The organism is Actinoplanes sp. L3-i22 (assembly GCF_019704555.1).
Classification (GTDB): Bacteria; Actinomycetota; Actinomycetes; order Mycobacteriales; family Micromonosporaceae; genus Actinoplanes.
Map to the genome: position 1 here is coordinate 4296867 of NZ_AP024745.1, position 25038 is coordinate 4321904.

At 68.1% G+C, this 25038-nt stretch carries 31 protein-coding genes and 1 pseudogene; 16 read left to right on the forward strand and 16 right to left on the reverse strand.

Going from position 1 to position 25038, the window contains the following annotated elements:
• Window positions 1-96: 96 nt before the first annotated feature.
• The 4 genes from L3i22_RS18870 (at window position 97) to L3i22_RS18885 (ending at window position 2338) form a co-directional block, all read left to right on the forward strand.
• Entirely contained in the window at window positions 97-1266 is a 1170-nt protein-coding gene (locus tag L3i22_RS18870) for a helix-turn-helix transcriptional regulator (RefSeq protein ID WP_221328269.1), read from the forward strand.
• Between the two features lie 292 nt (window positions 1267-1558).
• A complete protein-coding gene (locus tag L3i22_RS18875; protein WP_255658385.1) occupies window positions 1559-1837 on the forward strand; it encodes a hypothetical protein in 279 nt (92 codons plus the stop codon).
• A 72-nt stretch (window positions 1838-1909) separates the two neighbouring features.
• A complete protein-coding gene (locus tag L3i22_RS18880) occupies window positions 1910-2116 on the forward strand; it encodes an AlpA family transcriptional regulator (RefSeq protein WP_255658386.1) in 207 nt (68 codons plus the stop codon).
• A 6-nt stretch (window positions 2117-2122) separates the two neighbouring features.
• Complete coding sequence (locus tag L3i22_RS18885; protein WP_221328270.1) at window positions 2123-2338, forward strand: hypothetical protein; 216 nt, start codon at window positions 2123-2125, stop codon at window positions 2336-2338.
• A gap of 51 nt (window positions 2339-2389) precedes the next feature.
• On the opposite strand, the gene L3i22_RS18890 is transcribed toward L3i22_RS18885, so the two are convergent.
• The 4 genes from L3i22_RS18890 to L3i22_RS18905 all read right to left on the reverse strand — a co-directional run bounded on the left by L3i22_RS18890 (window position 2390) and on the right by L3i22_RS18905 (window position 5105).
• Entirely contained in the window at window positions 2390-2674 is a 285-nt protein-coding gene (locus L3i22_RS18890) for a YciI family protein (RefSeq protein ID WP_221328271.1), read from the reverse strand.
• Between the two features lie 134 nt (window positions 2675-2808).
• Complete coding sequence (locus L3i22_RS18895; protein ID WP_221328272.1) at window positions 2809-4074, reverse strand: S41 family peptidase; 1266 nt, start codon at window positions 4072-4074, stop codon at window positions 2809-2811.
• The gene (locus L3i22_RS18900) at window positions 4061-4426 is read right to left on the reverse strand and encodes a hypothetical protein (protein ID WP_221328273.1); all 366 of its coding nucleotides are present in this window, start codon (window positions 4424-4426) and stop codon (window positions 4061-4063) included. The genes L3i22_RS18895 and L3i22_RS18900 overlap by 14 nt, the downstream gene beginning before the upstream one ends.
• A 40-nt stretch (window positions 4427-4466) precedes the next feature.
• Window positions 4467-5105: a hypothetical protein gene (locus tag L3i22_RS18905; RefSeq protein WP_221328274.1), complete on the reverse strand. Its 639-nt coding sequence runs from the start codon at window positions 5103-5105 to the stop codon at window positions 4467-4469.
• A gap of 156 nt (window positions 5106-5261) precedes the next feature.
• Between L3i22_RS18905 and L3i22_RS18910 the strand changes: the two genes are divergently transcribed.
• Entirely contained in the window at window positions 5262-6224 is a 963-nt protein-coding gene (locus L3i22_RS18910) for an isopenicillin N synthase family oxygenase (protein ID WP_221328275.1), read from the forward strand.
• A gap of 90 nt (window positions 6225-6314) precedes the next feature.
• Here the strand turns inward: L3i22_RS18910 and L3i22_RS53545 are convergent, their stop codons facing one another.
• Window positions 6315-6722 carry a DUF6193 family natural product biosynthesis protein gene (locus L3i22_RS53545; RefSeq protein ID WP_255658688.1) on the reverse strand — a complete coding sequence of 136 codons (408 nt, stop codon included), beginning with the start codon at window positions 6720-6722 and terminating at the stop codon, window positions 6315-6317.
• Window positions 6723-6791: 69 nt separating this feature from the next.
• A pseudogene (locus tag L3i22_RS53550) lies at window positions 6792-6974 on the reverse strand (IS5/IS1182 family transposase); the annotation flags it as partial.
• A gap of 184 nt (window positions 6975-7158) precedes the next feature.
• Between L3i22_RS53550 and L3i22_RS18920 the strand changes: the two are divergent.
• Window positions 7159-8295 carry a hypothetical protein gene (locus L3i22_RS18920; RefSeq protein ID WP_221328277.1) on the forward strand — a complete coding sequence of 379 codons (1137 nt, stop codon included), beginning with the start codon at window positions 7159-7161 and terminating at the stop codon, window positions 8293-8295.
• A gap of 151 nt (window positions 8296-8446) precedes the next feature.
• On the opposite strand, the gene L3i22_RS18925 is transcribed toward L3i22_RS18920, so the two are convergent.
• Together L3i22_RS18925 and L3i22_RS18930 are read right to left on the reverse strand one after the other, a co-directional pair.
• Window positions 8447-9157: a hypothetical protein gene (locus tag L3i22_RS18925; protein ID WP_221328278.1), complete on the reverse strand. Its 711-nt coding sequence runs from the start codon at window positions 9155-9157 to the stop codon at window positions 8447-8449.
• Between the two features lie 256 nt (window positions 9158-9413).
• Complete coding sequence (locus tag L3i22_RS18930) at window positions 9414-10400, reverse strand: hypothetical protein (protein WP_221328279.1); 987 nt, start codon at window positions 10398-10400, stop codon at window positions 9414-9416.
• A 193-nt stretch (window positions 10401-10593) separates the two neighbouring features.
• Between L3i22_RS18930 and L3i22_RS18935 the strand changes: the two genes are divergently transcribed.
• Together L3i22_RS18935 and L3i22_RS18940 are read left to right on the forward strand one after the other, a co-directional pair.
• The gene (locus tag L3i22_RS18935; RefSeq protein ID WP_221328280.1) at window positions 10594-10905 is read left to right on the forward strand and encodes a transposase; all 312 of its coding nucleotides are present in this window, start codon (window positions 10594-10596) and stop codon (window positions 10903-10905) included.
• A gap of 2 nt (window positions 10906-10907) precedes the next feature.
• Window positions 10908-11375, forward strand: coding sequence for a hypothetical protein (locus L3i22_RS18940; RefSeq protein ID WP_221328281.1), 468 nt, complete (start codon window positions 10908-10910; stop codon window positions 11373-11375).
• An 83-nt stretch (window positions 11376-11458) separates the two neighbouring features.
• Here the strand turns inward: L3i22_RS18940 and L3i22_RS18945 are convergent, their stop codons facing one another.
• Window positions 11459-12259 carry an MBL fold metallo-hydrolase gene (locus L3i22_RS18945; RefSeq protein ID WP_221328282.1) on the reverse strand — a complete coding sequence of 267 codons (801 nt, stop codon included), beginning with the start codon at window positions 12257-12259 and terminating at the stop codon, window positions 11459-11461.
• 101 nt (window positions 12260-12360) lie between these two features.
• Here L3i22_RS18945 and L3i22_RS18950 point away from each other — a divergent pair, with 101 nt between their 5' ends.
• Window positions 12361-12801, forward strand: a complete 441-nt coding sequence (locus tag L3i22_RS18950) for a helix-turn-helix domain-containing protein (RefSeq protein WP_221328283.1) — start codon at window positions 12361-12363, stop codon at window positions 12799-12801.
• Between the two features lie 117 nt (window positions 12802-12918).
• Here the strand turns inward: L3i22_RS18950 and L3i22_RS18955 are convergent, their stop codons facing one another.
• Window positions 12919-13656, reverse strand: coding sequence for an SDR family NAD(P)-dependent oxidoreductase (locus L3i22_RS18955; protein WP_221328284.1), 738 nt, complete (start codon window positions 13654-13656; stop codon window positions 12919-12921).
• 138 nt (window positions 13657-13794) lie between these two features.
• On the opposite strand from L3i22_RS18955, the gene L3i22_RS18960 reads away from it, so the two are divergent.
• Complete coding sequence (locus tag L3i22_RS18960; protein WP_221328285.1) at window positions 13795-14739, forward strand: LysR family transcriptional regulator; 945 nt, start codon at window positions 13795-13797, stop codon at window positions 14737-14739.
• A gap of 21 nt (window positions 14740-14760) precedes the next feature.
• Here the strand turns inward: L3i22_RS18960 and L3i22_RS18965 are convergent, their stop codons facing one another.
• Both L3i22_RS18965 and L3i22_RS18970 read right to left on the reverse strand, forming a co-directional pair.
• Window positions 14761-15243, reverse strand: coding sequence for an SRPBCC family protein (locus L3i22_RS18965; protein ID WP_221328286.1), 483 nt, complete (start codon window positions 15241-15243; stop codon window positions 14761-14763).
• On the reverse strand, window positions 15240-15581 hold the full coding sequence (locus L3i22_RS18970) for a helix-turn-helix transcriptional regulator (protein WP_221328287.1): 342 nt from the start codon (window positions 15579-15581) through the stop codon (window positions 15240-15242). Before L3i22_RS18970 ends, L3i22_RS18965 begins: the two co-directional genes overlap by 4 nt.
• 131 nt (window positions 15582-15712) lie before the next feature.
• On the opposite strand from L3i22_RS18970, the gene L3i22_RS18975 reads away from it, so the two are divergent.
• The 3 genes from L3i22_RS18975 (at window position 15713) to L3i22_RS18985 (ending at window position 19498) form a co-directional block, all read left to right on the forward strand.
• Entirely contained in the window at window positions 15713-16624 is a 912-nt protein-coding gene (locus L3i22_RS18975; protein WP_221328288.1) for an NADP-dependent oxidoreductase, read from the forward strand.
• Window positions 16625-16715: 91 nt separating this feature from the next.
• On the forward strand, window positions 16716-18695 hold the full coding sequence (gene ligA, locus L3i22_RS18980) for an NAD-dependent DNA ligase LigA (protein ID WP_221328289.1): 1980 nt from the start codon (window positions 16716-16718) through the stop codon (window positions 18693-18695).
• Window positions 18696-18745: 50 nt separating this feature from the next.
• Window positions 18746-19498: a hypothetical protein gene (locus L3i22_RS18985; protein ID WP_221328290.1), complete on the forward strand. Its 753-nt coding sequence runs from the start codon at window positions 18746-18748 to the stop codon at window positions 19496-19498.
• Window positions 19499-19508: 10 nt separating this feature from the next.
• Here L3i22_RS18985 and L3i22_RS18990 read toward each other — a convergent pair whose 3' ends face one another.
• Entirely contained in the window at window positions 19509-20498 is a 990-nt protein-coding gene (locus L3i22_RS18990) for a GNAT family N-acetyltransferase (protein ID WP_221328291.1), read from the reverse strand.
• 103 nt (window positions 20499-20601) lie between these two features.
• On the opposite strand from L3i22_RS18990, the gene L3i22_RS18995 reads away from it, so the two are divergent.
• Entirely contained in the window at window positions 20602-21558 is a 957-nt protein-coding gene (locus L3i22_RS18995; protein ID WP_221328292.1) for a TIGR03885 family FMN-dependent LLM class oxidoreductase, read from the forward strand.
• Here L3i22_RS18995 and L3i22_RS19000 read toward each other — a convergent pair whose 3' ends face one another.
• On the reverse strand, window positions 21559-22455 hold the full coding sequence (locus L3i22_RS19000) for an SDR family NAD(P)-dependent oxidoreductase (protein WP_221328293.1): 897 nt from the start codon (window positions 22453-22455) through the stop codon (window positions 21559-21561). It abuts the gene before it with no gap.
• Window positions 22452-23093: an NAD(P)-dependent oxidoreductase gene (locus tag L3i22_RS19005; protein ID WP_221328294.1), complete on the reverse strand. Its 642-nt coding sequence runs from the start codon at window positions 23091-23093 to the stop codon at window positions 22452-22454. The genes L3i22_RS19000 and L3i22_RS19005 overlap by 4 nt, the downstream gene beginning before the upstream one ends.
• 56 nt (window positions 23094-23149) lie before the next feature.
• On the opposite strand from L3i22_RS19005, the gene L3i22_RS19010 reads away from it, so the two are divergent.
• Together L3i22_RS19010 and L3i22_RS19015 are read left to right on the forward strand one after the other, a co-directional pair.
• Window positions 23150-23746: a TetR/AcrR family transcriptional regulator gene (locus L3i22_RS19010; RefSeq protein ID WP_221328295.1), complete on the forward strand. Its 597-nt coding sequence runs from the start codon at window positions 23150-23152 to the stop codon at window positions 23744-23746.
• Between the two features lie 304 nt (window positions 23747-24050).
• Window positions 24051-24395 carry a hypothetical protein gene (locus tag L3i22_RS19015; protein ID WP_221328296.1) on the forward strand — a complete coding sequence of 115 codons (345 nt, stop codon included), beginning with the start codon at window positions 24051-24053 and terminating at the stop codon, window positions 24393-24395.
• A 52-nt stretch (window positions 24396-24447) separates the two neighbouring features.
• Here the strand turns inward: L3i22_RS19015 and L3i22_RS19020 are convergent, their stop codons facing one another.
• A complete protein-coding gene (locus L3i22_RS19020; protein ID WP_221328297.1) occupies window positions 24448-24960 on the reverse strand; it encodes a hypothetical protein in 513 nt (170 codons plus the stop codon).
• Between the last annotated feature and the right edge of the window lie 78 nt (window positions 24961-25038).

Consider the following 25038-nt stretch of genomic DNA (forward strand, 5'->3'; position numbering starts at 1 on the left):
GAGCGATGAACGTCGTTGGACGGCGTACCGTCGATTGCCGGCGGCCGGATACCAGCCGGACCGGCCGCCCCCTGACCGGCTACCAGGGGGTAGGACATGAACGCGGCATTCGCCGGCGAACTCCGTCGGCTCCGTGAACTCAGCGGGCTGTCCTATCGACAGCTCGCCAGCCTCTCCACCGTCAGCCACACGCAGATCAGCGACCTGGAGCACGCCCGGCGCCGCCCCACACCCGACATCGCCCGGGCGCTGGACGAGGCGCTGCACGCCTGCGGCCGGCTCACCGCGATGCTGCGTACCCCTGCCCCGCAGGACGTCGAGGGTGAGCTGGAGGCGATCGAGCTGGCGCAACGTTCGGCCGCCTCGGACGTCAGTGATGGCACCCTGACCCGGCTGGAACGAGCCTTCGACGAGACGGCGCGGGGGTACGCCACCGTTCCGCCCGCTGACCTGTTGCCCCGGGTGCGGCGCCACCTGCGCTACGTCGAGCAGCTCCTGGCCGGGCGTGCCACGCTCGGCCGGCACCGGCGGCTGCTGGTGGTCGGCGGCTGGCTGTCGCTGCTGCGCGCCACGCTGCACATCGACCTGCAGCAGCGAACGGCTGCCGGGGCGCACCTGAGCACGGCGGCCGAATTGTCCGGGCAGTCCGGGCACGCGGAGATCGCCGCGTGGTGCCTGGAGACGCGGGCGTGGGACCGGCTGACGCGCGGTGACTTCCGCCGGGCCGTCGAGCTGTCCCAGCACGCGCAGGCCATCGCTCCGGCGGACGGGTCGGCGATCGTGCAGGCGACCGCGCAGGAGGGGCGGGCGTGGGCGCGGCTCGGCGATGCGCAGGCGACCCGGGATGCGCTGGGCCGGGTGGGGCGCATGGCGGAGCATCGGGAGATGCCGGAGCATCCGGAGCACCACTACCGGTACGACCCGGCCAAGGCGCACAGCTACGCGGCGACGACGCTGGCGTGGGCGGGGGATCCGGCGGCCGAACAGGTCGCGCGGGACGTGATCACCGAGCTGGAGGCGGAGGGCGCCCGGCCGCGTCGGATCGCGTCGGCCCGGCTCGACCTCGGCCTGGCGCTGCTGGCCGGGAAGCCGCGGCCGGAGGAGGCGGCGCAGCAGGCCCGGGTGGCGATGCGGTCGGGCCGGATCGTGCCGTCGAACTGGTGGCGGGTGGTCGAGGTGGTCGACGGCGTGACGGCGAGCGGCGTGCCGGAGGCCGGTGACCTGCGGGAGGAGTGCGAGGCGCTTCGGCCGGCCGACGAGGGCTGACCTTGCTGTACGCAGGTCTGCGTACGCCCCGCTGGCTGCTGCGTACATCCGCCTTCTACACCACGCGTGATCGTTCCGTAACGATCGGAGCAGCGGCGGCGGTAGGTAGAGATTTTGCTGGCCTGTCTGGCCTCCTTCGTTCACCGGCCTGCCCCGCCGTGCCAACCGCTCGGAGCGGCTCAGATGTGGAGGCGATGACGATGCATGGGCGACGGCGATTCCTCGGGCTGATCCCGCTGCCACAAGTGGACGGCTGGGCGATCCCCAACAGCGGCAGCATGCAGTTCGCGCCATGCGCGGGCCGGTCGCTGTTGTGCTAGTGCCGCGCACGGATCATCAGGGCGAACGCCCCGGCTGGAGTTGCCGGGTGTGCGGCCAGGTGTGGCCGTGCGCGGTCGCCAAGGTCGAGCTTGCCGAGCAGTACCAGCGGTTCCCGCATGGACTCGTCGTCTATCTCAGCTCGTGCCTGATCGATGCGATCGACGACTGGGCGGCCGGCTCGGGCGGGCTGCCGCCGGACCTGTACGAGCGGTTCCTCGGCTGGTCGGACAAGCCAGGGCTTGCCGCATGACAGCGGAAAGGCATCACGCAGGTAACGGGGCCGACAGCGAGGGGCCGATATGCGATACGACCGGAGGCAACGATGACCGACGCGGCAGCCGATTCCGCATTCATGGGCGCCCGGGAGATTGCCGTCCGGATGGGCCTTTCGCGCCAGCGCGTCCAGCAACTTGCCGAACGCGCCGACTTTCCGGCCCCCGTGGTGTCGCTGTGCATGGGACGGGTCTGGCGAGCCGCCGAGATTGAATTCTGGTTACACACCTATCGAGACTCGGATGAGGGGAAGTGAGCGCTGATGCCGATCGACCAACCGCTGTGGCGGGCCGCCAGCAACGTCGCCGACCTACTGCTCGCCGACGACTACGCCTCGATCGAGGAACGCGAGGTCGAACCACTCGCCAGGACCATCTGGCAGTTCCTGATCGACCACGGCATACCGGTCCCCGGCGACTCGGAAGCAAACCCGTACACCGACACCTGCGACCCCGTTGAAATCGGCCGATCCAGCTGATCCTGATGGGCCGGAACGCCCCCGTTTCCGCTCCGAAAGCCAACTCGGTGGCTATCGCAGAATCGGGGACCATTCTCGCTGCCGCACTATCGTCACGCCCGGCGTCGCGTAATACGGGTCCGCGCCGACGAGCGCATCGAGCTCGGCGGTGTCAGCCACGTCGAAGACCAGAAGGGCGCCGGAGTCGTCGGCGAACGGCCCGGCCATCACGATTTTACCGGCCGCATGCAGGACCTTCAGGCGCTCCCGGTGGGCGGGCCGAGCCGCGAGCCGATCGGGGGTGTCCTGGAAAGCGAGTTCCACCAGATACATCGGAATCCTCGTCTCGTTCGTCAATGGACGCAGTCTAGAACCAGTTGTGCCAGGCGACGACGATGCCCGACAAAGCAAATTCAAAAACAGAAAGACGATTTGCGTACGCCGTGACAGCCCGTCACCGAGCCCACAGCGAACCATCCGGGCGCCCCCGGTCAGCGCGAAGCGGCTCGGCGATACAGCTGTCGCTGTGGGGATCCCCGGAACAGAAGTTCCATCCGGTCGGGTGTGAAACGTACGCGCATTCCGTCGTTGCCGTCCGCACCGTAGAGACCGTCGGTGGTGAGCGGAACCAGCCGAAAGTCTCGCCGACTCGGCCGGCTGAGCCACAACTCGCCGGCGCGGACGGCGACCTCGGCGGGGTCATACGATCCGGCATACGCCGCGACGGCGGCGGGATCCGGCGACGGTGGTTGCCGGCGCGCATCGACTGCCACCAGCGCCCATTCGTACTCGGCGCGCAGCTCGTCGGTTGTCGCCGCGGCGATCATCCGCTGCAGGGCTGCCGCGTGCGCGACGTCGAGCGCCTGTGCCGGCGCCGCCGCGATGGTGGGCGGGACACCCACGCCCTCCCAGTTCGTGCCGGTGACCGGATGCACCGGGCGACCGTGGGAGATGCTCACCACGAAGTCGGATCCGACAGGCAACAGCTCGTTCAGGTTCGCGGCTCCGGCCGTGTCCGCGCCGACAAGCTCGCCCAAGCCGAAATGCCGTACGTGATAGGCGAACGCCTCGCCGGCGGAGTAGGTGTTGCCGTCGATGAGGACGGACAGGGGAATGCCGGAGAGCCGGCCGGCGGGCAGATGGGCCAGCGCCCGGGACTGCACCGCGGCGGTGCTTCCTTCGCGGAAGGTCATCAGTAGCTTGTCCGGTTCGAGGAAGTGGCTCACCAGGTACTGCACGGCCGGGGGTTCGCCGCCTCGGTTGCCGCGCACGTCGATGAGAATCGCGTCGGCACCACTGAGGAAGCGGGCCGCGGCATCGTAGCTGGCGGCCGTCGCGTCCGGAACCCAGTCGAAATCGGTGATCCGCAGGTAGCGGACGTTGCCTTCCAGGATTCGCTGCTCGACGAGCCCGTAATGGATACGCGCCGCCGCGCGGGCGGCGGATTCCTGGAGACCGTTGTCGCGGTCGTGAGATTTCCGCAGTGCGGCGTTCGCGTCGGGATCAACCCGCAGGCCGAGGTGCTTGTCGGCCGCGGCCTCGCGCATATCCGCGCCGATCAGCTCAGCGAGAACGCTCCGGCTGTCGGTCCGGTAGCGGCCTGCTCGCTCGGACGACTCGAGGCGATCAACGATCGCCGGCACGATGTCGGGGAAGACGTAGTGATCGTGCAGCAGATCACCGACCGCTTTGCGGATTTCTTCGCGCTGGGCGGCATCAACTTGATCAGCTGGCATCGAGCGATCATAGATGTGCATCGCAGCCTGCCGGGCCCTCGCGGCTCAGATAGCGAACCGGCTTGCCGAGCGACTCCGCGTAGGCGATCTCCCGTCGGGTCGACTCACCCAGGTAGCCGCCCGGATCCACGATATACACCTCGTCAGCCATGCGAATCTTCTGGAAGTGCACGCCGCCGAGCCGCCCCTTCAGATTCGAACTGTCGATCGTCCAGTCGTAGCCCGGCAGCTCGGGCAGGCGGAACATGCCGAGGCTGATCACGACGCAGCCTTCCATCGTGAGCCGCTGGTTGACCTGCGCGAACTCCGCCTCGAACCTGGTCGAGCCGCAGAGCGTGACAACCTTCGCCTCGGCCGACCGCTGGTTCTCCATGAGGTTCATGATCGGTGAACGGGCCGGACAAGTCGATCGCTCAGGTCAGCATCCCGGCGATCAGCCGTGCCGCGACCGACGCCGCCGCGGCAACGGTTGAGATGATCACCGCCACGGTCGCGGCGCGCCGGGCCCGGCTACCCAGCCACGCGGCGGCAGCCAGCCCACCGCCACACGGCAACCCGATGGAGAGAAGTCCCTCTCCGGCGCCGGTCAGCATCTCCCCAGGGTTGCCGGCCAGCAGACCCGGTGTGATCGACGCGATCATGAACACCACACCGATGACCAGCAGCCGGGCCCGCCGCGGGCGCCAGGCTTCCCATCCACGCTGCGGTTCCCGCCACAGCAGGGCGACCGCTACGCACGCCGCGACCGTGCCCACCAGCGCAACTACCCCCGCGAACGTGACCCGGCTGGCCATCTCGTACGGCGCCAGCCCGAACAGCCAGGCGCCCTGAGCGTTGAACAGGTCCCGGATGGCGACCGTGCCGTACCCGGCGACCTGAGCGGCGAACACCATGCCGGCCGCGGCGGCCGGCCGGCGCAACTGAGGCCACCATCCCACCGCCACGCCCGCACCGGCCATCCCGGCGATGTACAACCACAACGCTGCGGACCAGTACGGCTCCTCGGTCAGGAGCACCGCGACGGTGGCCGGCACCGCGCAGAGTACGAGCACGAGCCCTGCCACGGTCGTTGTGACGCTTCTCTGCATGTCCTCTCAACGGTCCATGCCATCGTCAGGTATCGCCTGATAGCACGGCCGTCGTAACAGTCGCCCCGTACCTTGGAATGGATCTTAAAACGCTTTCTCTCCTCGGCTGGGATGTGAGACATGAGCACGCCGGACATTCCGCTCTTCGACATCAGCGCTTGGCGGGACGCCGGCATCCAGGAGCGCGCCGCACTCGCCGCCCGCCTCGACCGTGCCATGCAGGACTCCGGGTTCTTCATGGTCAGCGGGCACGGCATCGCCGATTTACTCAAAGAGAACATCCGGGAGTCGTCCCGCGCGTTCTTCGCGCTGCCCGACACCGTCAAGCAGGCGTACGCGACGGGTGTCGGTGGGCGGGGATGGATTGCTTCCGGCCGCGAGGCGAACGCGTTCTACGGGGAGGTCGCCGATGCGGACAAGGCCGACCTGAAGGAGACCTTCACGCTCGGGCGTGACGACCCGGCCGGTGACCCCGCCTGGTGCATGGCGAACATCTGGCCGGCCGAGGTGCCCGCCCTGCGCGAGCCGGTGACCGAGTACGCCGCGCAGATTCAGGACCTGTATCGGGAGTTGCTGGAGGTGCTGGCCACCGCGCTCGGGCTGGAACCCGGCTACTTCGTCGAGCGGACCAGGAACGCGCCGCACACGTTCAACATCAACCGCTATCCGGCGCTGTCGGTCACCGGGGCGCCGCTGGAGGGTCAATTCCGGGTCGCACCGCATACCGACTGGGGGATCCTCACCATTCTCGACCGGCAGCCGGGGTACGGCGGCCTGCAGGTGCAGACCCTCGACGGCGAGTGGGCGGACGCGCCGTACGTCCCGGGTGCCTTCACGGTCAACATCGCCGACCTGCTCGCCCGGTGGACCGGCGACCGGTGGCGGTCCACCCGGCACCGGGTGCTGCCGCCGTCGGAGGCCGACCCGGACGAGGAACTGATCAGCCTCATCGTCTTCTGCGAATCGGACATGGATCGGGTCGTGACGCCTCTCGCGCCGCCGGTCGGTGGCGGCAAGGACTATCCGCCGGTGATCGCCGGCGACTACTACCGGGAGCGGGAGGCCGCGGCGTCGGTCGACTGACGCCAACCGGTCGGGCCTGCGCGGATCTGCTTGATCTCCGCGGCCGGTTCTCTGGCAAGGCCGTCCGCCGGATTTTTCTCCGGACCAGGATCAAGCGTTGCCGGCGGGCGACTCGACGCTGCCGATCCAGACTGTGCCGTAGTTCGGCGGTAGGGCCTGGACCGCGGCGGCGATTGCCGCATCGGGGTCGTCGGTGTCCAGAAGTGCCGGCGGCAGGGGTTCGGCGATATTCCCTTGGAGGCCGGCGGGATGCGGTGCGTAGGTGATGAAGCGGGGCCCGCGGTCGAACCAGATCCAGGGGCAGTCGTGCGTGAACGGATAGTGGGAGCAGCGGCTGAAGTGCAGGGTGTTGTGACTGGTGTAGGGAAACAGGTTTCGTAGCGGGGTGCTCTGCGCCGCCGAAGTCAGTTGACGAACCCGCATCGCGACCCACCCGTCGCCGGCCCGGCCGAGTGTGCCATTCCACGTTGCGTCGCGGACCTCATCGAGGGTGGGCATGAGCCCATTGTGGTTGTTGTTGGTGAAGGACGTCATCCGAGTGCGCGTTGTTCGTCCCCGACCCAACAAACCGCAGGCCAGGCGGGTCAGGGTGTCACCGTTACGCAGGTGCGCGAGAGCGAGCAGGGCTTGCCGGCCGGGGTCGAGACGCCGCCACCGGGACCGGCGCTGGTTGCGGTGGGCTCGGATGAGGTCGGCGAGGTGGTTCAGGCTGCGAGTGGACAACGGAATCGCGGCAGGGTAAGACAGCACAGCGAGGCCCCCGGTTGGGGCATCGGATCTTGGTCGACTGCTGTCTTACCGGGAGCCTCGTCCTATGTCGACTCCGGGGCTCTGCCCCTGCCGTGACCTGCACCGTCACGATGAAAAAGGCTCATATATCTAATCTTCCCCATTGCGTTTACCGACCTGTAGTTAATGTGACATCCTTTGATGCATGGGAACGGACGCATGGCGAAACTGGCGCGCTTTCGATGAAGCGGGTTACAGCCCCGAAGAGTACGATGATGAGCTGCATTCCGATGTTCCGTTTTATGGCGGTAAAGTCACTTTCGGGCCCTACTCTCTAGCGACAATTATCCGCGCATCTGAATTGGTTGGACCTGCAGTTATCGTGCATGGCAGCACGCACACTAATCTGATTCCGGAGGTTATTGTCGATGGCAAGCTCGCGAAGTCTGATTCGAGCGCCTACCACGGCGGCACAATAGCTGACGAGATTGCAGCGTTAGTATCTCTTGAATTAGGCGTACGCCTTCGTTTTGCTGGCACCCTTCGTGTCTCGGGGATTTATAAACATGGGGAGCCTAAAGAGCCGCCGCTTTATTTTGAGGTTCCGCGCTTGGCAAGTCCGGGCCGGCCGAATCGAGAGCTTGTACCGATGTCGAAGGTGCGGCGGGCTGACTTGGGGCAACTGTACCGCCTTGGCTCGTTCCCTAGGATCGAAGAGGTCGCACAGGCTGAGCTTGTTCGCGCAGCACGCTCCTACTCTTCGGCCTTATGGTGGGCAAACGAAGATCCAAATCAATCTTGGCTGCAGCTTGTTACTGCAGCCGAGACTGCGGCGACATGTCGGCAACTACTAACCGCCGAATCAACGGACCTGCTTCAGGAGATCTGGCCTGAAATGTGGTCCGCGATCCAATCAGCGGATTCTGAGGGTAGGGCAGATGTTGCTGAACTGCTGGCGGAGCAGATGAAGGCTACGCGCAAGTTCATCGACTTCTTGACCGACTGCGCCCCTGATGAACCTGAACATCGACCGCAGTTCGATAGACTTGACTGGACTAAAATTCGGAAGCATGCCTCGACCATCTATCGCTATCGCTCCAAGGCTCTGCATGAGGGAAAACCTTTCCCTTTACCAATGCTCGAAGCGCCGCGGATTGACCCTAATGGCGCCCCTCAAGAAGTGCCATCAGGGCTCAATTCTGGCGGCCAAGGTGGAGTATGGAAGGCATCCGAAACTCCGATGCTGCTGTCGACCTTCGAGTACATCGTGCGTGGTGCACTCCTGCGCTGGTGGGACGAGCTCGCGGCGACAGGGCAGAGTGGGCCAGCTGATACCGAATAGCCGAGTTGTTTTGTGACGACAAATGTTCGCTCGGGGCCAAGTAGTGTGCCTCACCTTGCCGGGGAGGTTCCGTCTGCTCCGCGGTGTGTAGACGAAGGTTGACGGGATGACAACGCCAATGCTGTTACGTTTGCGGCGGGGCGACGTTCCCTTACTTGGAGGGGTTCCACAGTCGCCGCCGTCGGATCAACGTGCGGGTTGCAAGGGGCTCGATGACGAGAAATACAAAAGCAATAGCGGTGGCGACGACCACCTTTGCTGCGCCCGAGATAGAGGATGACAATGGTATCGCGGCAATGGAGAAGCCGAGGATTAAAGGCATCCCGAACCACATGAAGCGATCGAATGCAAGCAATTCGCCTTCTGGGCCTGAGCCTGGCGGATATGGAAGGCTCGCTCGTCGCTTCGGAGTGACGTGCTCTATCCTGCCTTCAATCAAAACGGATGACGCGCGCCCTGCTGTCAGAAATTGCAGCTCCATCATGTCTCCAGGGTTCAACAACATGCCCGGGAGAGTGGCCTTGTCACCCTTGACCTGAATCGCTGGGGAGAGGTCACGCGGTTTGGTTGCGGTCGGCCACGCTTGAAGTATCTCGTTCACGTCACAAAGATGCACGGACAAATCAGTTTTGAACTGATCGGCCAAGATGGCTTCATAGCCGGTGTTCGCAATTCGGATCACGGTGATAGCTGCATTATCGACAAGCGCACTCCTGAATGTGACGGCGAGATCCGGATTTTCGGGATTCCGCATAACATGCGAACTGCTCATCACAATGTATTCAAGTCGATACTTCTTGCGTTGGCTCAGGAAAGCAACGACGCTTAATGCTGCGCCGACAAGCGAAACGGCAACTGCCACCCATGAAGACACTGTCCCCATCGCTTATTCCACCTTCTTTCGTAAGACACGATCAAACTTTGGGGGGCAGCGGATAAGCCGACCTGTACCGAAGCTTTTCACCTCGTTGGACTGCTGAATTGATCTCTTCTGGATCAAGGCGCCGCGCAAGCGCGGCGCGGGCTGACGGCGCTCGGCCTGCTGGCGGCGTTCGGCTGGCATCGACCGGCGCTGGAGAGGGAGGAGAGCCCACGCACATAATTGGCGTGCGGCATGGTTACATGCCAAGTCGGAAGTCTTCGATACGTTGCCGGACCAGGTCAGCAGGATCTCCGCCGGCTCGGTGTGTAAGCAACATCTGGCGATAGTCGTCATCGCTGAGCCCAACGATGAGCTTGTTGTAGAGCAACCACTGCTCCCGACTGGTCCAGCGTGCGCTGGATGCCATGCCTGTGCGGGTAAGTAGCAGGCCGACGAGACCAGTGCCGTGATGGCTGAGGTAGTTGGCGATCTGAAGGACCTCTGCCTTGCCGATCTGCGCGCGATAGTTTTTCGCGTCAGCAACGATGAAGTCGCCCCGATAGTGGATCCGCGCAAAGCCCCAGAAGCTATCTGCTGGCGCATAGTTTGGCAGGATGAAGTCACGGCGGTTCACACCGTTTTCGGTACTGCTCTGCGTGACAACCGGGTTCAGCGGTGGCACAAAGAGGAGGTTGAGCAGGTCCTCGATGAACTGCTCAAAGGCCTGCCAGTCCCGTTTTCCTCGTCGGATTCCCGTTAGCCGGGCCAGTAGCTCGTCCGCCGGCCGGCGTCGGATGGGCGGCTCCTCCCCTTCAGGAATAGCGAGGAACATAGGCGCAAACACGTTGTAAAGGCGAGCCATGCGCTGCAACTCGATGCCGTCCCATATCTGGACGTCGGCACCCTGGACCACCGCCCGGCGTTGCTCCGAGAGCACACCCGGAAATGCGATAACGAGTCGTGGCGGGCGATCGAGCTGCCGAGCCTGTTGGTACGCCACCGAGGCCTGCTTGAGCTTCTCGATGACTGCCAGCAGACGAGACGTCGTCTGCGGTGTCTGGAACTGGGCCTCAACCAGCAACGGTCTACCTTCGTACCAGGCCACGAAGTCGACACCGATGTCAGCGGACTCGTTGCCGTCGCGCTCTGCCTCAAGACCGCTGATGGCGGACGAAGCCTTGAGCAGGTCTCGTATGAAGTTGTCGAACAACCAACCGTTGCCCTCCGGCCCTCGCTCGTCCACAGGGCTGCTCCTCCTCGATCGGCCAACGTCCGCGATAATGCTGACAGCAGACGACCAGCGTCGAGTCGCAACTGGACGTCGCTGTAGAAGGCTGCTGGCACCATAGCGCCCCGGAATGATCTCTGGGCCTGCCCCGTTTTGACGGACATCCAAGATCAGGGGACCTGGGGTCTCCGGGAGGATGTCCAGCATCATGGAGAACGTGGAAAAGAAGCGATCGAGGCCGCGGCGGGCGTTCACGCCGGAGTTCAAGGCCGAGATCGTGGAGTTGTGTCAGCGTGGTGACCGTGCGGTCGGGCAGGTGGCCAGGGATTTCGATCTGACCGAGACCGCGGTGCGCGCGTGGGTCAAGCAGGCTGAGCTTGACGCCGCTACCCGCTCGGATGCCCTGACTTCGGATGAGCGCTCCGAGCTGGCCCGGCTGCGGGCGGAGAACCGGCGGCTGCAGCAGGACGTCGATATCCTCAAGCGGGCCACGGCTTTCTTCGCCCGGGAGACCCGCTGAACGTGTATCCGTTCATCGAGGCGGAGCAGGCCGGCAAGCACAACGTCAAGCGTGCGTGTGAGCTACTTCAGGTCTCCCGGTCCGCCTATTACCAGCACGCCGGCGGCGAGCAGTCCGCCCGTGATCGGGTCGACGCTCAGATGCGCGAGCGGGGCAGCAGTAGGCCAATTCGATGGGGGAGCGCAGCCATGGGCGCACTGATCCGATTCCGTCTTGCGTCGCCGTTCATCCTCATCTCAATGCTGTTCCTGCTCTTCACCGGCGCCGGGATCTGGATCAACTGGAACATGCTCAGCCCGATCCATCACGCGCTGTCGGCCGTCATGTGCCTGATGTTCGCCGTCGCGGTGGGGTACAGCATCTCCATCGGTTTCGATCGCAGCGGCCGTATCCCCTGGTGGAGGATGGGTGTCGTAGTGGTGGTCATCGCGATGGCGCTTGGCGTGGCCTGGGTCAGAGACATGGTCTGACTTGAGAAGCCCTGAACGTTCGAGGCTTTCACCAAGTCGGTCCGGGCTGGCTGCCGCGCTGGGAAGGGCAGGCGAGCTGCTGGTCAATCATCATCGGTCGATCTGCATCCGCCAGGGGCGAGGCCATCCGCGCGGCCGAAGACGCTGCCGGAGAAGTGGCCGTTCGCGATGATCGGCTCGGGGCGGTGCAGCAGGTCGGTGCGAACTCTGGACGCGAGCCGGCTGTCGTAGTCGGAGCGAAACCTCCAACCGAAGTTCTCCAACTGGGCCCGGGTATGGATCGCGTCGCCCAGGATGAGTACCTTCTCCTCGGTCGCCGGATCGGTGACGAGAAAACTGGTGTGCCCGGGCGTGTGGCCGGGTGTCGGCAGCGCGCGGATCCCGGGCACGGGCGGCCGGCCGTCGAAGAACTCGATCGCCGGGGCCAGCGGCGCGAGGACCGTCGCCGGATCCGGGCCGGTCGGGTCATCGTGTGCCTGCCAGTAGTTCCACTCCCGCTCGTCGACGATGTGACGGGCGTTGTGGAAGGCCCCGGCCCACCCGACATGGTCGCGATGCATGTGGGTGAACAGGACGACGTCGATGTCGGCGGGAGACAGATGTTCGGCGCTCAAGCTGGTCAGCAACTGCCCACTGTCGGCGGCGGCGGTTCTCCCCAGACCCAGGTCTATCAGGGTCAGACCGGCGTCGTTGCGGATCAGGAACGAACCGACGCTGACCACCAGCCGGCCGTCGCTGTCGAACAGATCCGGATAGGAGTCCCAGTCGGATTGTGTCGTGTCCGGAAATGCGGTGAGCGGATCGGCCCGCACCACGCCGTCCGGCAGGTAGATAACCGTGGTCCCGCCGAGCTGGACCTGGCTGATAGGTGCGGGCTCCACCATGACTTTCTCCGATGTCCGACGTTCACGGCCGTCTCTACCGTCGGCGAGCCCAGCCGCTGGATCAAGTACGTACTTGCAAGTGCGCGCGTTAATCTCACGCCATGTCGTCACAGCCGAGGACCCGGCCGCGGCCGGGCAGTCGCCGGTCGGCCGGTAGCCGCTCCGAGGCCGCGCCGCCCACCCTGAGCTGCCCGACCCGCCAGACGCTCGACCGACTGGCCGACCGCTGGACGGTAGTGCTGATCGGACAGTTGGAGAGCGGCCCGCGACGATTCGGGCAACTGCGCGACGCGGCCGCCGGCATCAGCGAGAAAATGCTCACGCAGACCTTGCGAAGTCTGGAACGAGACGGTTTCGTCACCCGCCGCTCGGACGCGGCAAAAGTGCCGCAGGACGCGGCGAAAGTGCCGCAGGTCTGGTACCTGCTCACCCCGCTGGGCCACTCCGTGCTGGAACCCTTGGCCGCGGTCCGTTCCTGGGCCCACCAGAACATCGAGGGCATCGAAAGATCCCGCCTGACCTTCGACGACCAACAACGCTGACAAAGCAGACGCAGAAGCGACGCACGCGACCTGCCAGCCAACCACGGGGCATAGCCCCTCGCGACCGGCACGGGGCTGAGGGCCGCCCAGCGCCCGCTCAGCCCCGCCGACCCCAGGTCAGACCGCGGTCCGCCCACCGTCAACCGGCACGACCGCGCCGTGCACGAACGACGCCTCGTCCCCGGCAAGGAACGCGATCGCCGCCGCGATCTCCTCCGGCCCGGCCGCCCGCCCGGCCGGAGCCGTCGCGGCAAGCTCCCCGAGACTCGACCCCATCGCGGCGGTCCCCTCGGTACGCGTCGGCCCAGGACTGACCGCGTTCACCCGCACCCCGCTGGGCCCGAACTCGGCCGCCCACGACTTGGTCAGCAACACCATCGCGGCCTTGCTCGACCCGTACAGTCCCATCCCGGCCATCCCGATCTCGGCCACCATCGTGGTCACGTTCACGATCGCCCCGTGCCCGCGCGCCGCCATCCCCGGCGCGAGCTCGGCGACCAGGAAGTACGGCACCTTCACGTTCAGCGCGTACACCTGCTCGAAGGTCTCCTCGTCGGTCTTCTCGGTCGGCCCGAACGGGAACACGCCGGCGCTGTTGACCAGGATGTCGACCGGCCCGGCCAGCTCCGCCGCCCGCACCGCCAGGGCCCGCGCGGACCGCTCGTCGCCCAGGTCCGCCGCGACGAAGAACGCCGTGCCGCCGGCCTGCTCGATCTGCCGCACCGCCTGCGCCCCGCGCTCGGCGTCGCGCCCGGCGATCACCACGGTCGCCCCGCGCGCGGCCAGCGCCGCCGCGGTGGCCCGGCCGATGCCCCCGGTGACCAGGCCGGTCCTGCCGGAAAGTGTTGTCGCCATGTCCGTTCACCTTCTCTGTCCGCGACCCCCGGGCGGGGCTCGCGGAAGGTGTAAGCCGCCGGCCCCGTCCCGGCCATCCCGGCCGCGATAAGCCCTGCTTATCGGCCGCCATCAGGGCGTATGTGGTGCGATACGCACGTGGATCTCCGGGAGTTCAGGGTCTTTCTGGCCATCGCCGAGCAGGGCAGTGTGTCCGGCGCGGCCCGCCGGCTGCGGGTGAGTCAGCCGGCGGTGTCGCAGACGGTCGCCGCGCTGGAGCAGCAGGTCGGCGCGGAGTTGCTGATCCGCACCAGCACCGGCGTGCAGCTGACCGAGGCGGGCGCGGTGCTGGCCGCCGAGGCCCGGGCGGTGCTGGCCCGCTACGAGCAGGCGCTGCTGGCGGTCGGCCGGTTCGCGGTCACCGGCGACGCGCGGTTGCGCATCGGCGTACCCCTGGAATTTCCGCCGGATCTGCTGCCGCCGGCCCTCAAAGCCCTCGCCGAGGCCTTTCCGCAGACCAGGGCGGAGGTCCGCCATCTGACCTCGGCCGCGCAGCTGGCCGCGCTGCGCGACGGCGACCTGGAGCTGGGCCTGCTGCGCGGGCGCCCCCGCGACGGCGATCTCGACGCCACCCTGGTGGTCGAGGAGCAGCTCGGCGTCCTGCTGGCCGCCGAAAACCAAGACCGGCCGGCCGCCGAAAACCAACACCGGCTGGCCGCCGAAAACCAAGATCAAGATCAAACCCGGCTTGGCGTACGGCTGGAAAAGCTCGCCGGCCTGGACTGGCTCGCGTTCGCCCGCGCCGACAGCCCGCAGTGGTTCGACGAGGTCACCGCGGTGCTGCGCAGTCACGGCCTGAGCCCGGGCCCGGCCGCGGTGCCCGGCCGCTTCCTGATCGCCGAGGTGAAGTTCGCGGCGGTCAGTTCCGGTCAGGCGTTCGCGTTCGCCCCGCGCGGCTGGTCCCAGCCCCTGCCGCCCGGCGTGGTGTGGCGCCCGCTGCTCGGCACCCCGCTGATCCGTCGTACCTGGGCGGTCTGGTCTTCTGATTCTCGCCGCCGCGACCTGGCCACTCTGATCGCGCACCTGGAGCCGGCCGATCAGTAGCGGGCAGCGCCGCGGCTCCGGTCAGCCGTCCTGATCGACCATGGCGACGTAGCGGGCCAGGTAGAGCGGCCATCCCTCGGCGTTGTCGACGCCGTCGCGCAGCGACTCCCAGCCGGGGCCGTGCCGGTCGAGGTGGCGGTGCTCGAGCTCGACGCGGGTGCGGTGCGGGGTCTCGGCGATGAACCGGACCTCGACCTCACTGGTGTTGGCCAGGTCGGTCTCGAGCTGCCACCGCGGACCGATGTCCCAGCTGAACACGACCCGGTCCGGCGGTTCGTAGGCCAGCACCCGGGCCCAGTGGCATTCGCTGCCGTCGGTGGCGCGGTCGTAGATGTGCCCGCCGACCTTGCGCTCGAACACGGTCTCGGCGAGCGGCGCGCCGAGCAGGTTGTGCTCCGGCGGCTTGATCTCGCCGAACCGCTCGGTGAACACGGCGAACGCGCGCTCGATCGGCGCCGCGATGATGACCTGCCGCTGCACCGTCAGGTTTGTCGCCTCGGTCATGATCTCTCCTCGCCCGGCGGGCCGCCGGTGTCGGTTTGCTCGACGATGTCCTGGTAGTTGCTCAGCGCGCGGTTCCAGAAGGTGTCCAGCTGGTCGCGCAGCGCGGCCACGGCGGCCGGATCGAGCCGGTAGACCCGGCGGGTGCCGACGGCTTCGTCGGTGACCAGACCGGCATCCTTGAGCACCTTCAGGTGCTGGGACACCGCGGGCCGGCTGATCGGCAACTCGTCGGCGAGATCACCGACGGCCCGCGGCCGCGCGGCCAGCAGCGTGACGATGGACCGCCGCGACGGGTCCGCCAGGACCTCCCAGCCGTCATCGTCTTGGTAAGTTGCCACGAACGGTAAGTTAGAACTTACCGAAGGCTCCGTCAACCCCTGTCACGGCGATGGCATTTTCACGCTTGGCGCACGAGTCCTGAAGCGACGATCCGGCGTTCGTAAGATGTGCCCGACAACGGGAGGCGTCGATGCGTGCTGTGGTGGTCACCGCCCCGGGCGGGCCGGAGGTTCTGCGACTGGTCGAGCTGCCCGATCCGGCGCCGGGCCCCGGCCAGGTGCTGGTCCGGGTCCGGGCCGCCGCCGTGCACCCGGCGGACCTGGCCGCGCGCACCGGGCACCTGCCGGGCGGTCCGGTCCCGCCGCCGTTCGTGCCCGGCTGGGACATCGCCGGCGACGTGCTGGCGGTCGGTGACCGCGTCTCCGGCCTGGCCGTCGGCGACCGCGTCGCCGGGATGATCCCGTGGTTCCTGACCCGCGGCACGCCCGGCGGCTACGCCGAGCTGGTCGCGGCGGACGCCGAGTGGCTGGCGCCGATCCCGGCCGGCCTCGACCCGGTCGTCGCCGCGACCGTGCCGCTCAACGCGCTGACCGCGCACCGCGCGCTGCAGATCATGGCGCTGCCCGGCCCGGCCACCGTGCTGGTGACCGGGGCCAGCGGCGGGGTCGGCGGGTTCGGCGCGCAGCTGGCGGTCCAGGCCGGGCACACCGTTCTCGCCTCGGCCACGCACGGCGACGAGGACTGGGTCGCCGGGCTCGGCGTGCACACCGTGCTGCCCCGGTCGGCCGCTTTCGACCTCGATCCCGTGCCGGCCGTGCTCGACGCCGTACCCCTGGGTGATCTTGCCGGTTTGCAGGCCGCCGCAGGCGGTGTGTCGGTGAGCACCCGGCCGGTGCCGGCACTCGATCCGGCCCGCAAGGTGCGCCAGGAGCTCGTGCTGGTGCGCACCGACCGACTCGCCCTCGGCGACCTGCTCGAAGCGGTCGCCGACGGCCGCCTGCGCACCCGCGTCGCAGCGACGTTACCGCTGGCCGGCGCCGCGGAAGCGCACCGGCGTGTCGAAGCCGGCGGCCTGCTCGGCAAGATCGTCCTGGTGCCGTAGCCCGGCGCGGAAAATCAAGATCAAACCCTTGCTTGGGTACGGCCGGAGCAAGCGCGCCGAAACTGTCGTACCCAAGAAGTAGGTTGTGGCCATGACGGACTCCGCCCTCACCGAAGCCGGTTTCGCTGCCGCTGTCGACCAGGTTCAGGCCGCCGCGAAGTCGTATTACGACACCGGCGACGTGTTGATCACCGACGGCGAGTACGACGTGCTGCTCGACCGCATCGCCGAGGCCAAGAAGCTGCATCCGGACTGGGACGACCGCGGGGTCACCACGCGGGTCGCCGCGGGCGTGTCCGGCGGCGGCGACGTGCGGCACCCGGTGCCGATGATGTCGCTGGACAAGGTCACCGGGGAGGACGAGGTCCGCGCGTTCGTCGCGAGCCTCGGCGGCGAGCCGTGCCTGGTCGAGGTCAAGCTCGACGGGCTGGCGATCCGGGTGGAGTATGCCTCGGGCCGGCTCACCCTGGCCGCGCTGCGCGGCGACGGCAGCACCGGTGAGGACGTCACCGCCCAGGTGCTGCGCGGGGTCGCCGGCCTGCCCGCCCAGCTCGGCGACGCGTGGACGGGGGAGGTGCGCGGCGAGGTGTACATGACCGTCGGTGACTTCGAGACGGCCAGCGCCAACCGGGTCGAGGCCGGTGGCAAGGCGTTCATCAACTCGCGGGGCGCGGTCGCCGGTTCGATCCGCAGCGTGGACCGCACCTATGACACCCCGATGACCTTCGCGGCCTACGACATCTCCGGTGAGTTCGCCGCCCACCAGCAGCGGATGGCGCGCGCCGTCGAGCTGGGCTTCCCGGTGGCCGGGCGGCTGGCCACCGGCGAGATCCAGGTCGCGCTCGACGCGGACGCCGCGCTGGCGGCGATCGCGCGCATCGGCGAGCTGCGCCGCGGGCTGGAGTTCCCGATCGACGGCGCGGTGATCACCGCCGACCTGGAGTCGACGCGCCGGCGGCTCGGCTCCGGCAGCCGCACCCCGCACTGGGCGGCCGCGTTCAAGTATCCGGCCGACACCGGCTCGACGGTGCTGCGCGACATCGAGGTCCGGGTCGGGCGCACCGGCCGGATCTCGCTGCGCGCGGTGCTCGACCCGGTCTTCGTCGACGGCACCACGATCACCTACGCGACGCTGCACAACCCGCGCTTCGTCGAGGAGCAGGGCCTGGCCATCGGGCAGACCGTCGCGGTCTGGCGCGCCGGCGACGTGATCCCGCGGGTCACCGCGCCGATCGGCGAGCAGCCGCACGGGCTGACCCCGTGGACACCGCCGGAGACCTGCCCGCAGTGCGGCGAGCCGTGGGACAAGTCGAGCCTGCTCTGGCGCTGCCACACCGCCTCGTGCAGCGCCACCAACGCCCTCGAATACTGGTGCAGCCGCGAGGCGATGGACGTCGAGGGCGCCGGCGAGGCGCTGTGTGTCGCCCTGGTCAACGCCGGTCTCGCCAACGACGTCGCCGACCTGTACGTGCTCACCGCGGACCAACTGGCCGAGCTGCCGGTGGGCACCACCAAGGCCGGCGGCGTGGTCCTGCTCGGCAAGCTCAACGCCGCCAAGGTGATCGCCTCGCTCGAGCACAGCAAGGCCCAGGCGTTCAACCGGGTCATCACCGGCCTGGGCATCCGGATGACCGGGCGCAGCGTCGGGCGCTGGCTGGCGGCCCGCTTCAAGAACATGGACGCGCTGCGCGCCGCCACGGTCGAGGAGATCGCCGAGATCGACAAGATGGGCCTGATCAAGGCCCAGCACGTGGTCGACGGCCTGACCGCGATGGCCGGGGTGATCGACCGGCTCGCCGCCGCCGGCGTCACCATGAGCGTGCCGGAGACCACCGGCGACAAGCCGCTGGACGGTAAGACGTACGTGGTCAGCGGCAGCGTCCCCGGCTACACCCGCACCACGGTCAGCGAGCGCATCGAGGAGCTCGGCGGCCGGGCCAGCGGCAGCGTCTCGGCGAACACCACCGCCCTGGTCACCGCCGAGACGACCACGGCCAAGGCGGTGAAAGCGGCCAAACTCGGCGTTCCGATCATCGACCCGGCTGAGTTCGCGCAGCTGCTCGCGGACTGACCGCAGGCCGGGTGTCGCTCCTCGTGCTCGCCGCCTAACCTATGGCCATGATGATCAACCTCCTGGAGTGGGTGTCTCGGCGGCGGCTGCCGGTGCTGATCCTGGCGCTGGTGACCGCCGTCGCGCTTCAGGTGCTTTTCCAGGCCACCGGGGATGATCACTCGCTGCTCGTCGACTTCGCGGTCAACGTCCTGCCGTGGTTTGCGCTGCTGGTGTACTCGAACGGCGCCGCCCGCGCCTTTCACCCGGTGCGGCTGGTGGCTCGGCCCGAGGTTCGCGCCCTCGAGACTGCGGCGGACCCGAGCGCCGTGCTCACCGCTGCGGCATTCACCTTCCTCGGCGCCTACCTGGTGGGCTCGTGGGTTCCCGGCATCGAGGCGAGGATGCACCGCGGGTTTGCGGCGACCTTGGCGGTGCTGCTCCTCGGTCAGCTGGTCCTCTACTGGTGGTCGGCGCTGGGCCGGTTCGGGGTGCGGCTGACCCCGGACGGGATCGTCTACCGACAGCTGTTCGGGTCTCTGCACGTGCCCTGGGAGGCTCTGGCGACACCGTATGCGGCCTACCCGCGCGACGCACGGCAGGTGAACCTCTACCTCGCGCGCCCCGAGCTGGTGCGCAAGCGTGTTTTTCGGACGCAACGCCCGCAGCCGCTGCCGGCCACGGGCGTCGACGCGGAGCTGCTGGCCCGCGCGATTCACGAGTACGCCAACCACCCCGATCTTCGTCCGGCGATCGGCTCGGAGCAGGAGCTGGCCCGTTTCATGGCGATCCCGGAGCTCGTCGCCCTCGCGAACCGGAGCTGACCCGCTCTCGTCAGGATTGGCGGACCGGGCCCTCCATGATGTGCAGGGTCTCCACCGGGCGGAAACCGAATCGCCGGTTGGTGGCGATCATCGCGTCGTTGTCGTCGGCGGTCCAGGAGTGCAGGTGCCGTACGCCGGGGAACCGCGCCGCGAGCTGGGCGAGGTTGGCCGACTTCAGCACGGCGCCGAGGCGGCGGCCGCGGTGCGCGCGCAGCACGAACGTGTCGTCCTGCTGGGCGTGCAGGCGGTCGGAGTTGACGAACAGCCGGGTGTAGCCGGCCGGCGTGCCGTCGGGCGCGCGCAGCAGCGTCGTGACCAGCCCCCAGCCCGCGGTGGCCAGCCGCTCGTCGCTGCGCAGCACCTGGGCGGCGGTGACGACGGCCGGCTCGTGGTCGCGTTCGCCGATCGGGACGTCCTGCTCCATCAGCGTGCACATCGCCGCGAAGTCGGCTGCCGACTCGGCCGCCACCGGCCCGATCCAGGCGTGCAGCTGATATCCGGTCGGCACGTCGGTGGCCACCGGCTCGGCGGGTAGCCCGAGCAGGTAGCGGCTCTCCGTCAGCTTGCTGTCGAAGCCGCGGGCCAGGGCGAAGCGGCCGCCGGTGTGCTCGGCCAGCGACTGGGTCAGCGGCACGTGGAGCTCGGTCGAGACGACTCGGCGCCCGTGCGCCCGGGCCAGCGTGAGACCTGCCTCGTACAGCGCGGTGCCGGCGCCGCGGCGGCGATGCTGCGGCGCCACGGCCAGTTCGAACTCGGTGGTGTGTGCGTTCGCGGTCCGGGGCAGGTTCACGATGACACCGCCGAGGCACTCGTCGCCGTCCCATGCGCCGTACGCCTGGCGGTTGAGGTTGGTGTTGCCGGCCGTGGTGCGCAGCGACGTCAGCGTCGACTCGGCACTGGCCACGGTCGGCTCCTCACGGCCGGCGACGCTACCGGCTCGAAAAGCCGCGTACCACCGGTCGGCTTCGGGGGCATGCGGATCGAGCGCGCGCAGCTGCATCCGGCCAGTCTGGACATGATCAAGCAGCCGGGCAACCCGTTCGCCGCGCGGGATCAGGCACCGGATTGGTTGCCGCCGGCCAGGCCGGGGTACCGCAGGCCCTATGACGGAGTACGGAATCCATGCGTCACACGAGCAGATCCCGCCCGCCGATCTTCTTGCCGCGGTGATCGCGGCCGAGCGGAACGGCTTTGAAGCCGCGATGTGTTCCGACCATTTCTCGCCGTGGAGCAGCCGGCAGGGCCAGTCCGCTTTCGCCTGGTCGTGGCTGGGCGCGGCGCTGCAGGCCACGAACCTGTCGTTCGGCGTGGTCAACGCGCCGGGCCAGCGTTATCACCCGGCGATCGTCGCGCAGGCGATCGGGACGCTCGGCGCCATGTTCCCGGGGCGGTTCTGGGCGGCGCTGGGCAGCGGGGAGTACAGCAACGAGCACATCACCGGCGGGCCGTGGCCCCGCAAGGAGGTACGCGAGGCGCGGCTGCTGGAGTCGGTGCAGGTCATGCGGGCCCTGCTGGCCGGCGACGAGGTCACCCGGGACGGACTGGTCACCGTGGACCGGGCCCGGTTGTGGACCCGGCCGGCCGAGGCGCCGCCGCTGATCGGGGCCGCGGTGAGCACGAAGACCGCCGCCTGGTGCGCGGGGTGGGCCGACGGGCTGGTCACCGTCAATGCGCCGACCGAGCACCTGCGCGCGATGATCGCGTCCTACCGGGACGCCGGTGGCCGCGGGCCGGTCTGCCTGCAGGTGCATCTGAGCTGGGCGCCGACCGAGGACGAGGCCGAGGCGATCGCCTACGACCAGTGGCGCAGCAACGTCTTCCGGCCGCCGGTCTGCTGGGATCTGGAGACGGTGGAACAGCTCGACGTGATCAGCGAGCACGTGACGATGGAGCAGGTCCGCCAGGTGGTCAACGTCTCGGCCGACCTCGAGGCGCACACCGCATGGCTGCGCGAGTACGCGTCACTCGGCTTCGACCGCATCTACCTGCATCACGTCGGGCAGGACCTGATGCCGTTCATCGAGACGTTCGGCGCCAAAGTGCTGCCGGCGCTGCGGTAGTCATTGGGCGTAGTAGGTCTCGCTGAGCGTGAGCAGTTTCTGCTGGGTGGCGAGGTCGTGGGAGATCGCCGGCGTGGCCGCGGCCGTGCCCTGGTTGAAGTAGCGGCCGGTGACGCCTTCGATCCGGGGATCGATGGCGATGCGCAACGCGGTTCCGGCACCGTCGGCGGGGGTGAGCATGGTGCGGCGGATGATGCCGCCGAACGGGCGTAGCGGTGCCGGGACGAGGTCGTCGATGATGTCGGTGGCGACGATGCCCGGGTGCACGGCGTTGAGGGTGACGCCGTCGGGGGCGAACGATCGCGCCAGGGCGTAGCCGGCGGTGACGGTCATGAGCTTGGCCCGCGCGTACGCCTCGAAGGCAACGAATCCGTCCCGCGGGTTGAGGTCGGCCAGGCTGTCGACGTGGGTCAGGTCGAGGGTTGCCGGTCGCGGTCTCCCGGCGAGTTTGACCCGGCGGGTGTCGTTGAGGGTGTCGCTGGCGACGTTGACGATGCGGGCCCGGCCGCGCCGCAGCGGGGTGTCCAGGCGGGTCATCAGGCCGTAGGCGGCGAGGTAGTCCAGGGCGATGTGCATCTCGATGCCCTCGGGTGAGACCCGGTGGTCGGGGAAGTGCGCGCCGGCGTTGTTGACCAGGATGTGGATCTGCTCGTAGCGGTCCTCGATGATCTGCGCCGCCGTGCGCAGGTCTTCGCGCCGGGACAGGTCACCGGCGATGATGTCGAGCCGGTGTCGGCGGTCCTGGCCGACACGGGCGCGCAGAGCATCGGCGCGGGCGGGGTTGCGGGCGATGGTCACGACGTGCGCGCCCGCGTCGAGGAGCGCGGCGGCGATGATCTGTCCCATGCCGCCGGTTGCCCCGGTGACGACCGCGGTGTGACGGGTGAGGTCGGTCATCGGGTGATCCTGGGGTAGGCCCGGACAAAGCGCGGGGTCTCGGCTTCGTCGATCAGGAAGGCGGCCAGGTCGGCGCGGCCGATCGAGCTCCACACGTGGATCGGCAGGTCGGTGCCGATCCGGCTGTTCGCGGTGGCCGGCCGGTCTGACAGCTTCGGCGGCCGCGCGATCGTCCAGTCGAGATCGGAGCGGGTGATCAGCGGTTCCATCGTCTCCTTGTCGCGCATCCGGTCGGCCACGCCGGCCCACACCGCGAGCGAGTAGAGCGACCTGTCGTGCGTCTCCAGGACCCCGTGTGCGCTGACGGCGATCAAGCGGGTCAGCCCGGTCGCCGTCATCGCCGCCAGCGTCGTGCGGATGCCGTCGGTGCACACCGTCGTGGGGCCACTGTCGGCGCCGCCCAGGGTGCTGATCACGACGTCCGCACCGATCAGGGCGCCGGTCAGGGCCGGGATGTCGTTGACGTCCGGCCAGATCGCCTCGGTCAGACGCTCGCGCTCGGCGAACGTGGCGTTGCGGCGCACGCAAGCCGTCACGGAGTGCCCGCGATCGAGCGCCGCGTGCACCACGTGCCGTCCGGTCGCACCGGAGGCGCCGAGCACGGCGACCCGCAACCTCTGTGATACATCCTGTCTCATAGTCGAAGTATGCGCGGCGGCTATCTATGAGTCAAGCTGTCTCGTAAGCTGGGCTGGTGAACACCGAGACGGATCCGCGCTACCAGCGCAGCCGGCAGGCCATCCTCACCGCCGCTCGCGAGCTGCTGCTCGAGAAGGGCCCGGTCGCGGTGACTCACGCGCAGGTCGCCGAGCGCTCCGGGGTGGGGCGGGCGACCGTCTACCGGCATTGGCCGCGGGCCGATCAGCTGCTCGCCGAGGCGATGGCCACCGTCCCGATGCCGTTGCTCGACAACCCGACCATCCCGACCCGGACGTGGCTGACCCGTGAGTTGACCGCGCTCGCCCGGCAGCTCGACCTGGTCGATGTGCGCGCCGTGGCAGCCACGCTGGCCAGCACCGCGCTCTGGGACGAGCAGATGGACGCTCGGCGCGCGCAGTTCGCCACGATCCTGGCCGAGCGCCTCGCCGGCGCGCTCGATGCGGCCCAGGCCCGCGGCGAGGTCAGTCTCGCCATGCCCAGCCGCGACGCCGCGGCGCTGGTCATCGGCCCGCTCTACTACCGCAGCACGATCGAACACCGTCCCGCCGAGTCAACGCTCATCGAAACCGCGATCACCGCCATCGGAACCTGGACCACGCCGGCAACCCCGCTCCTCGATCAGATCCACTGATCTCGGCTACCTGTCCGGACCTCAATGAGGCAACGTCCGGCGTTCACGCTGTGCCACCGGATGAGAGGCGCTGACGACGCGGATCGCGGCAGCTCAGTGCATTGTTCCGTTGGCAAGGCTGGATGTCGTCCAGCTGGAGTTGCGCTCCGGAGATCCCAGGACTTCGATGGTGAACGGCGCGAAGTTGGTCACCACCTCGATCATGGCCATGTTCATACCAGGTCACACCAGGCAAAATGCGTCATTCGTCAGCGTGGAGTCCGCGCCGCGTCATCCCTCGTTGCGGCCCAAATAGGCTGATCTCGTGGAACAGCCCGGCCCCAGATTCGTTGCTGCTTTCGTCCGTTGTGTCGCCGTGCTTGCCTTGGAGGCCGACGCGCAGATCGCATGGCTCCGAGAAAGGGGTCTCCCGCTGGTGGATGAGCTGGCGCTGGAGTTCGACGACGGTTTCCGGCTGGTACCGACCTTCATCGAGCGTGGCTGGTTGGACGCTGTGGCGCTACCCGTGCTGGCCGAGATCGATCAATACCTCAGTTCGATGAGCGGGGAGCACAACACCGACCTGTGGCAAGTCGAGGCCTTGGCCAGGAGAGCGGAATGGGGTCAGATCAGGACGTTGGCAAGGGCGGCATTGATGCTTTTGGCCTGACCGACGCACTGCTTTCGGTGCGATCGGTAGCCGATGTCGACTGGAGTGCCGATCAAGCGGGTGCGAAATTCCATTGGGCCGGCAGCGCGCTGTCGCACAGGGCGCAGGTGAAGTCCGCGTCACGGACGATGTTGCGCTCGCCGCAGGAAAGGCATCTACGGAAGACGATCTTGACGGCGAAGTCACCTGGGTGGTCCAGGCCGAGGCCGTCGAGGGCTTCACCCACTGCCGGCCAGCAGTCAGGGTCGGGGCAGTAGCCGGTCGATTGATTGGTCACCTCAAGTACGCCGCGAACACCGGCATTGTGCAAGAACGTCATCTCGCCCGCGGCGAGCACTTCCCGGCCGGCGGCGAGTGCGACGTGTTCGCTACGGCGCGGAGCGAGCCCGAGGCGACCATCGAGCGTCACGACGAAGGTGAACGGCTCGTCCAACTCGGCGGGTATACGCCCGGCGAGCCAGCGGTCGAGGGCCTCGCGGGATTGGACGATGATCGCATCCGGTGCCGGGAGCTCGTCGTGAAGTTCCGCCGGCCCGACGTAGCGGTACCGACGCAGGTGGTTCATCGCGCGACGATAACCAGCCGTAGCGTAACTTGTCGATCCGTTTCCGCTCGCCACCGCCGACGGCATCCATGTCCCGGT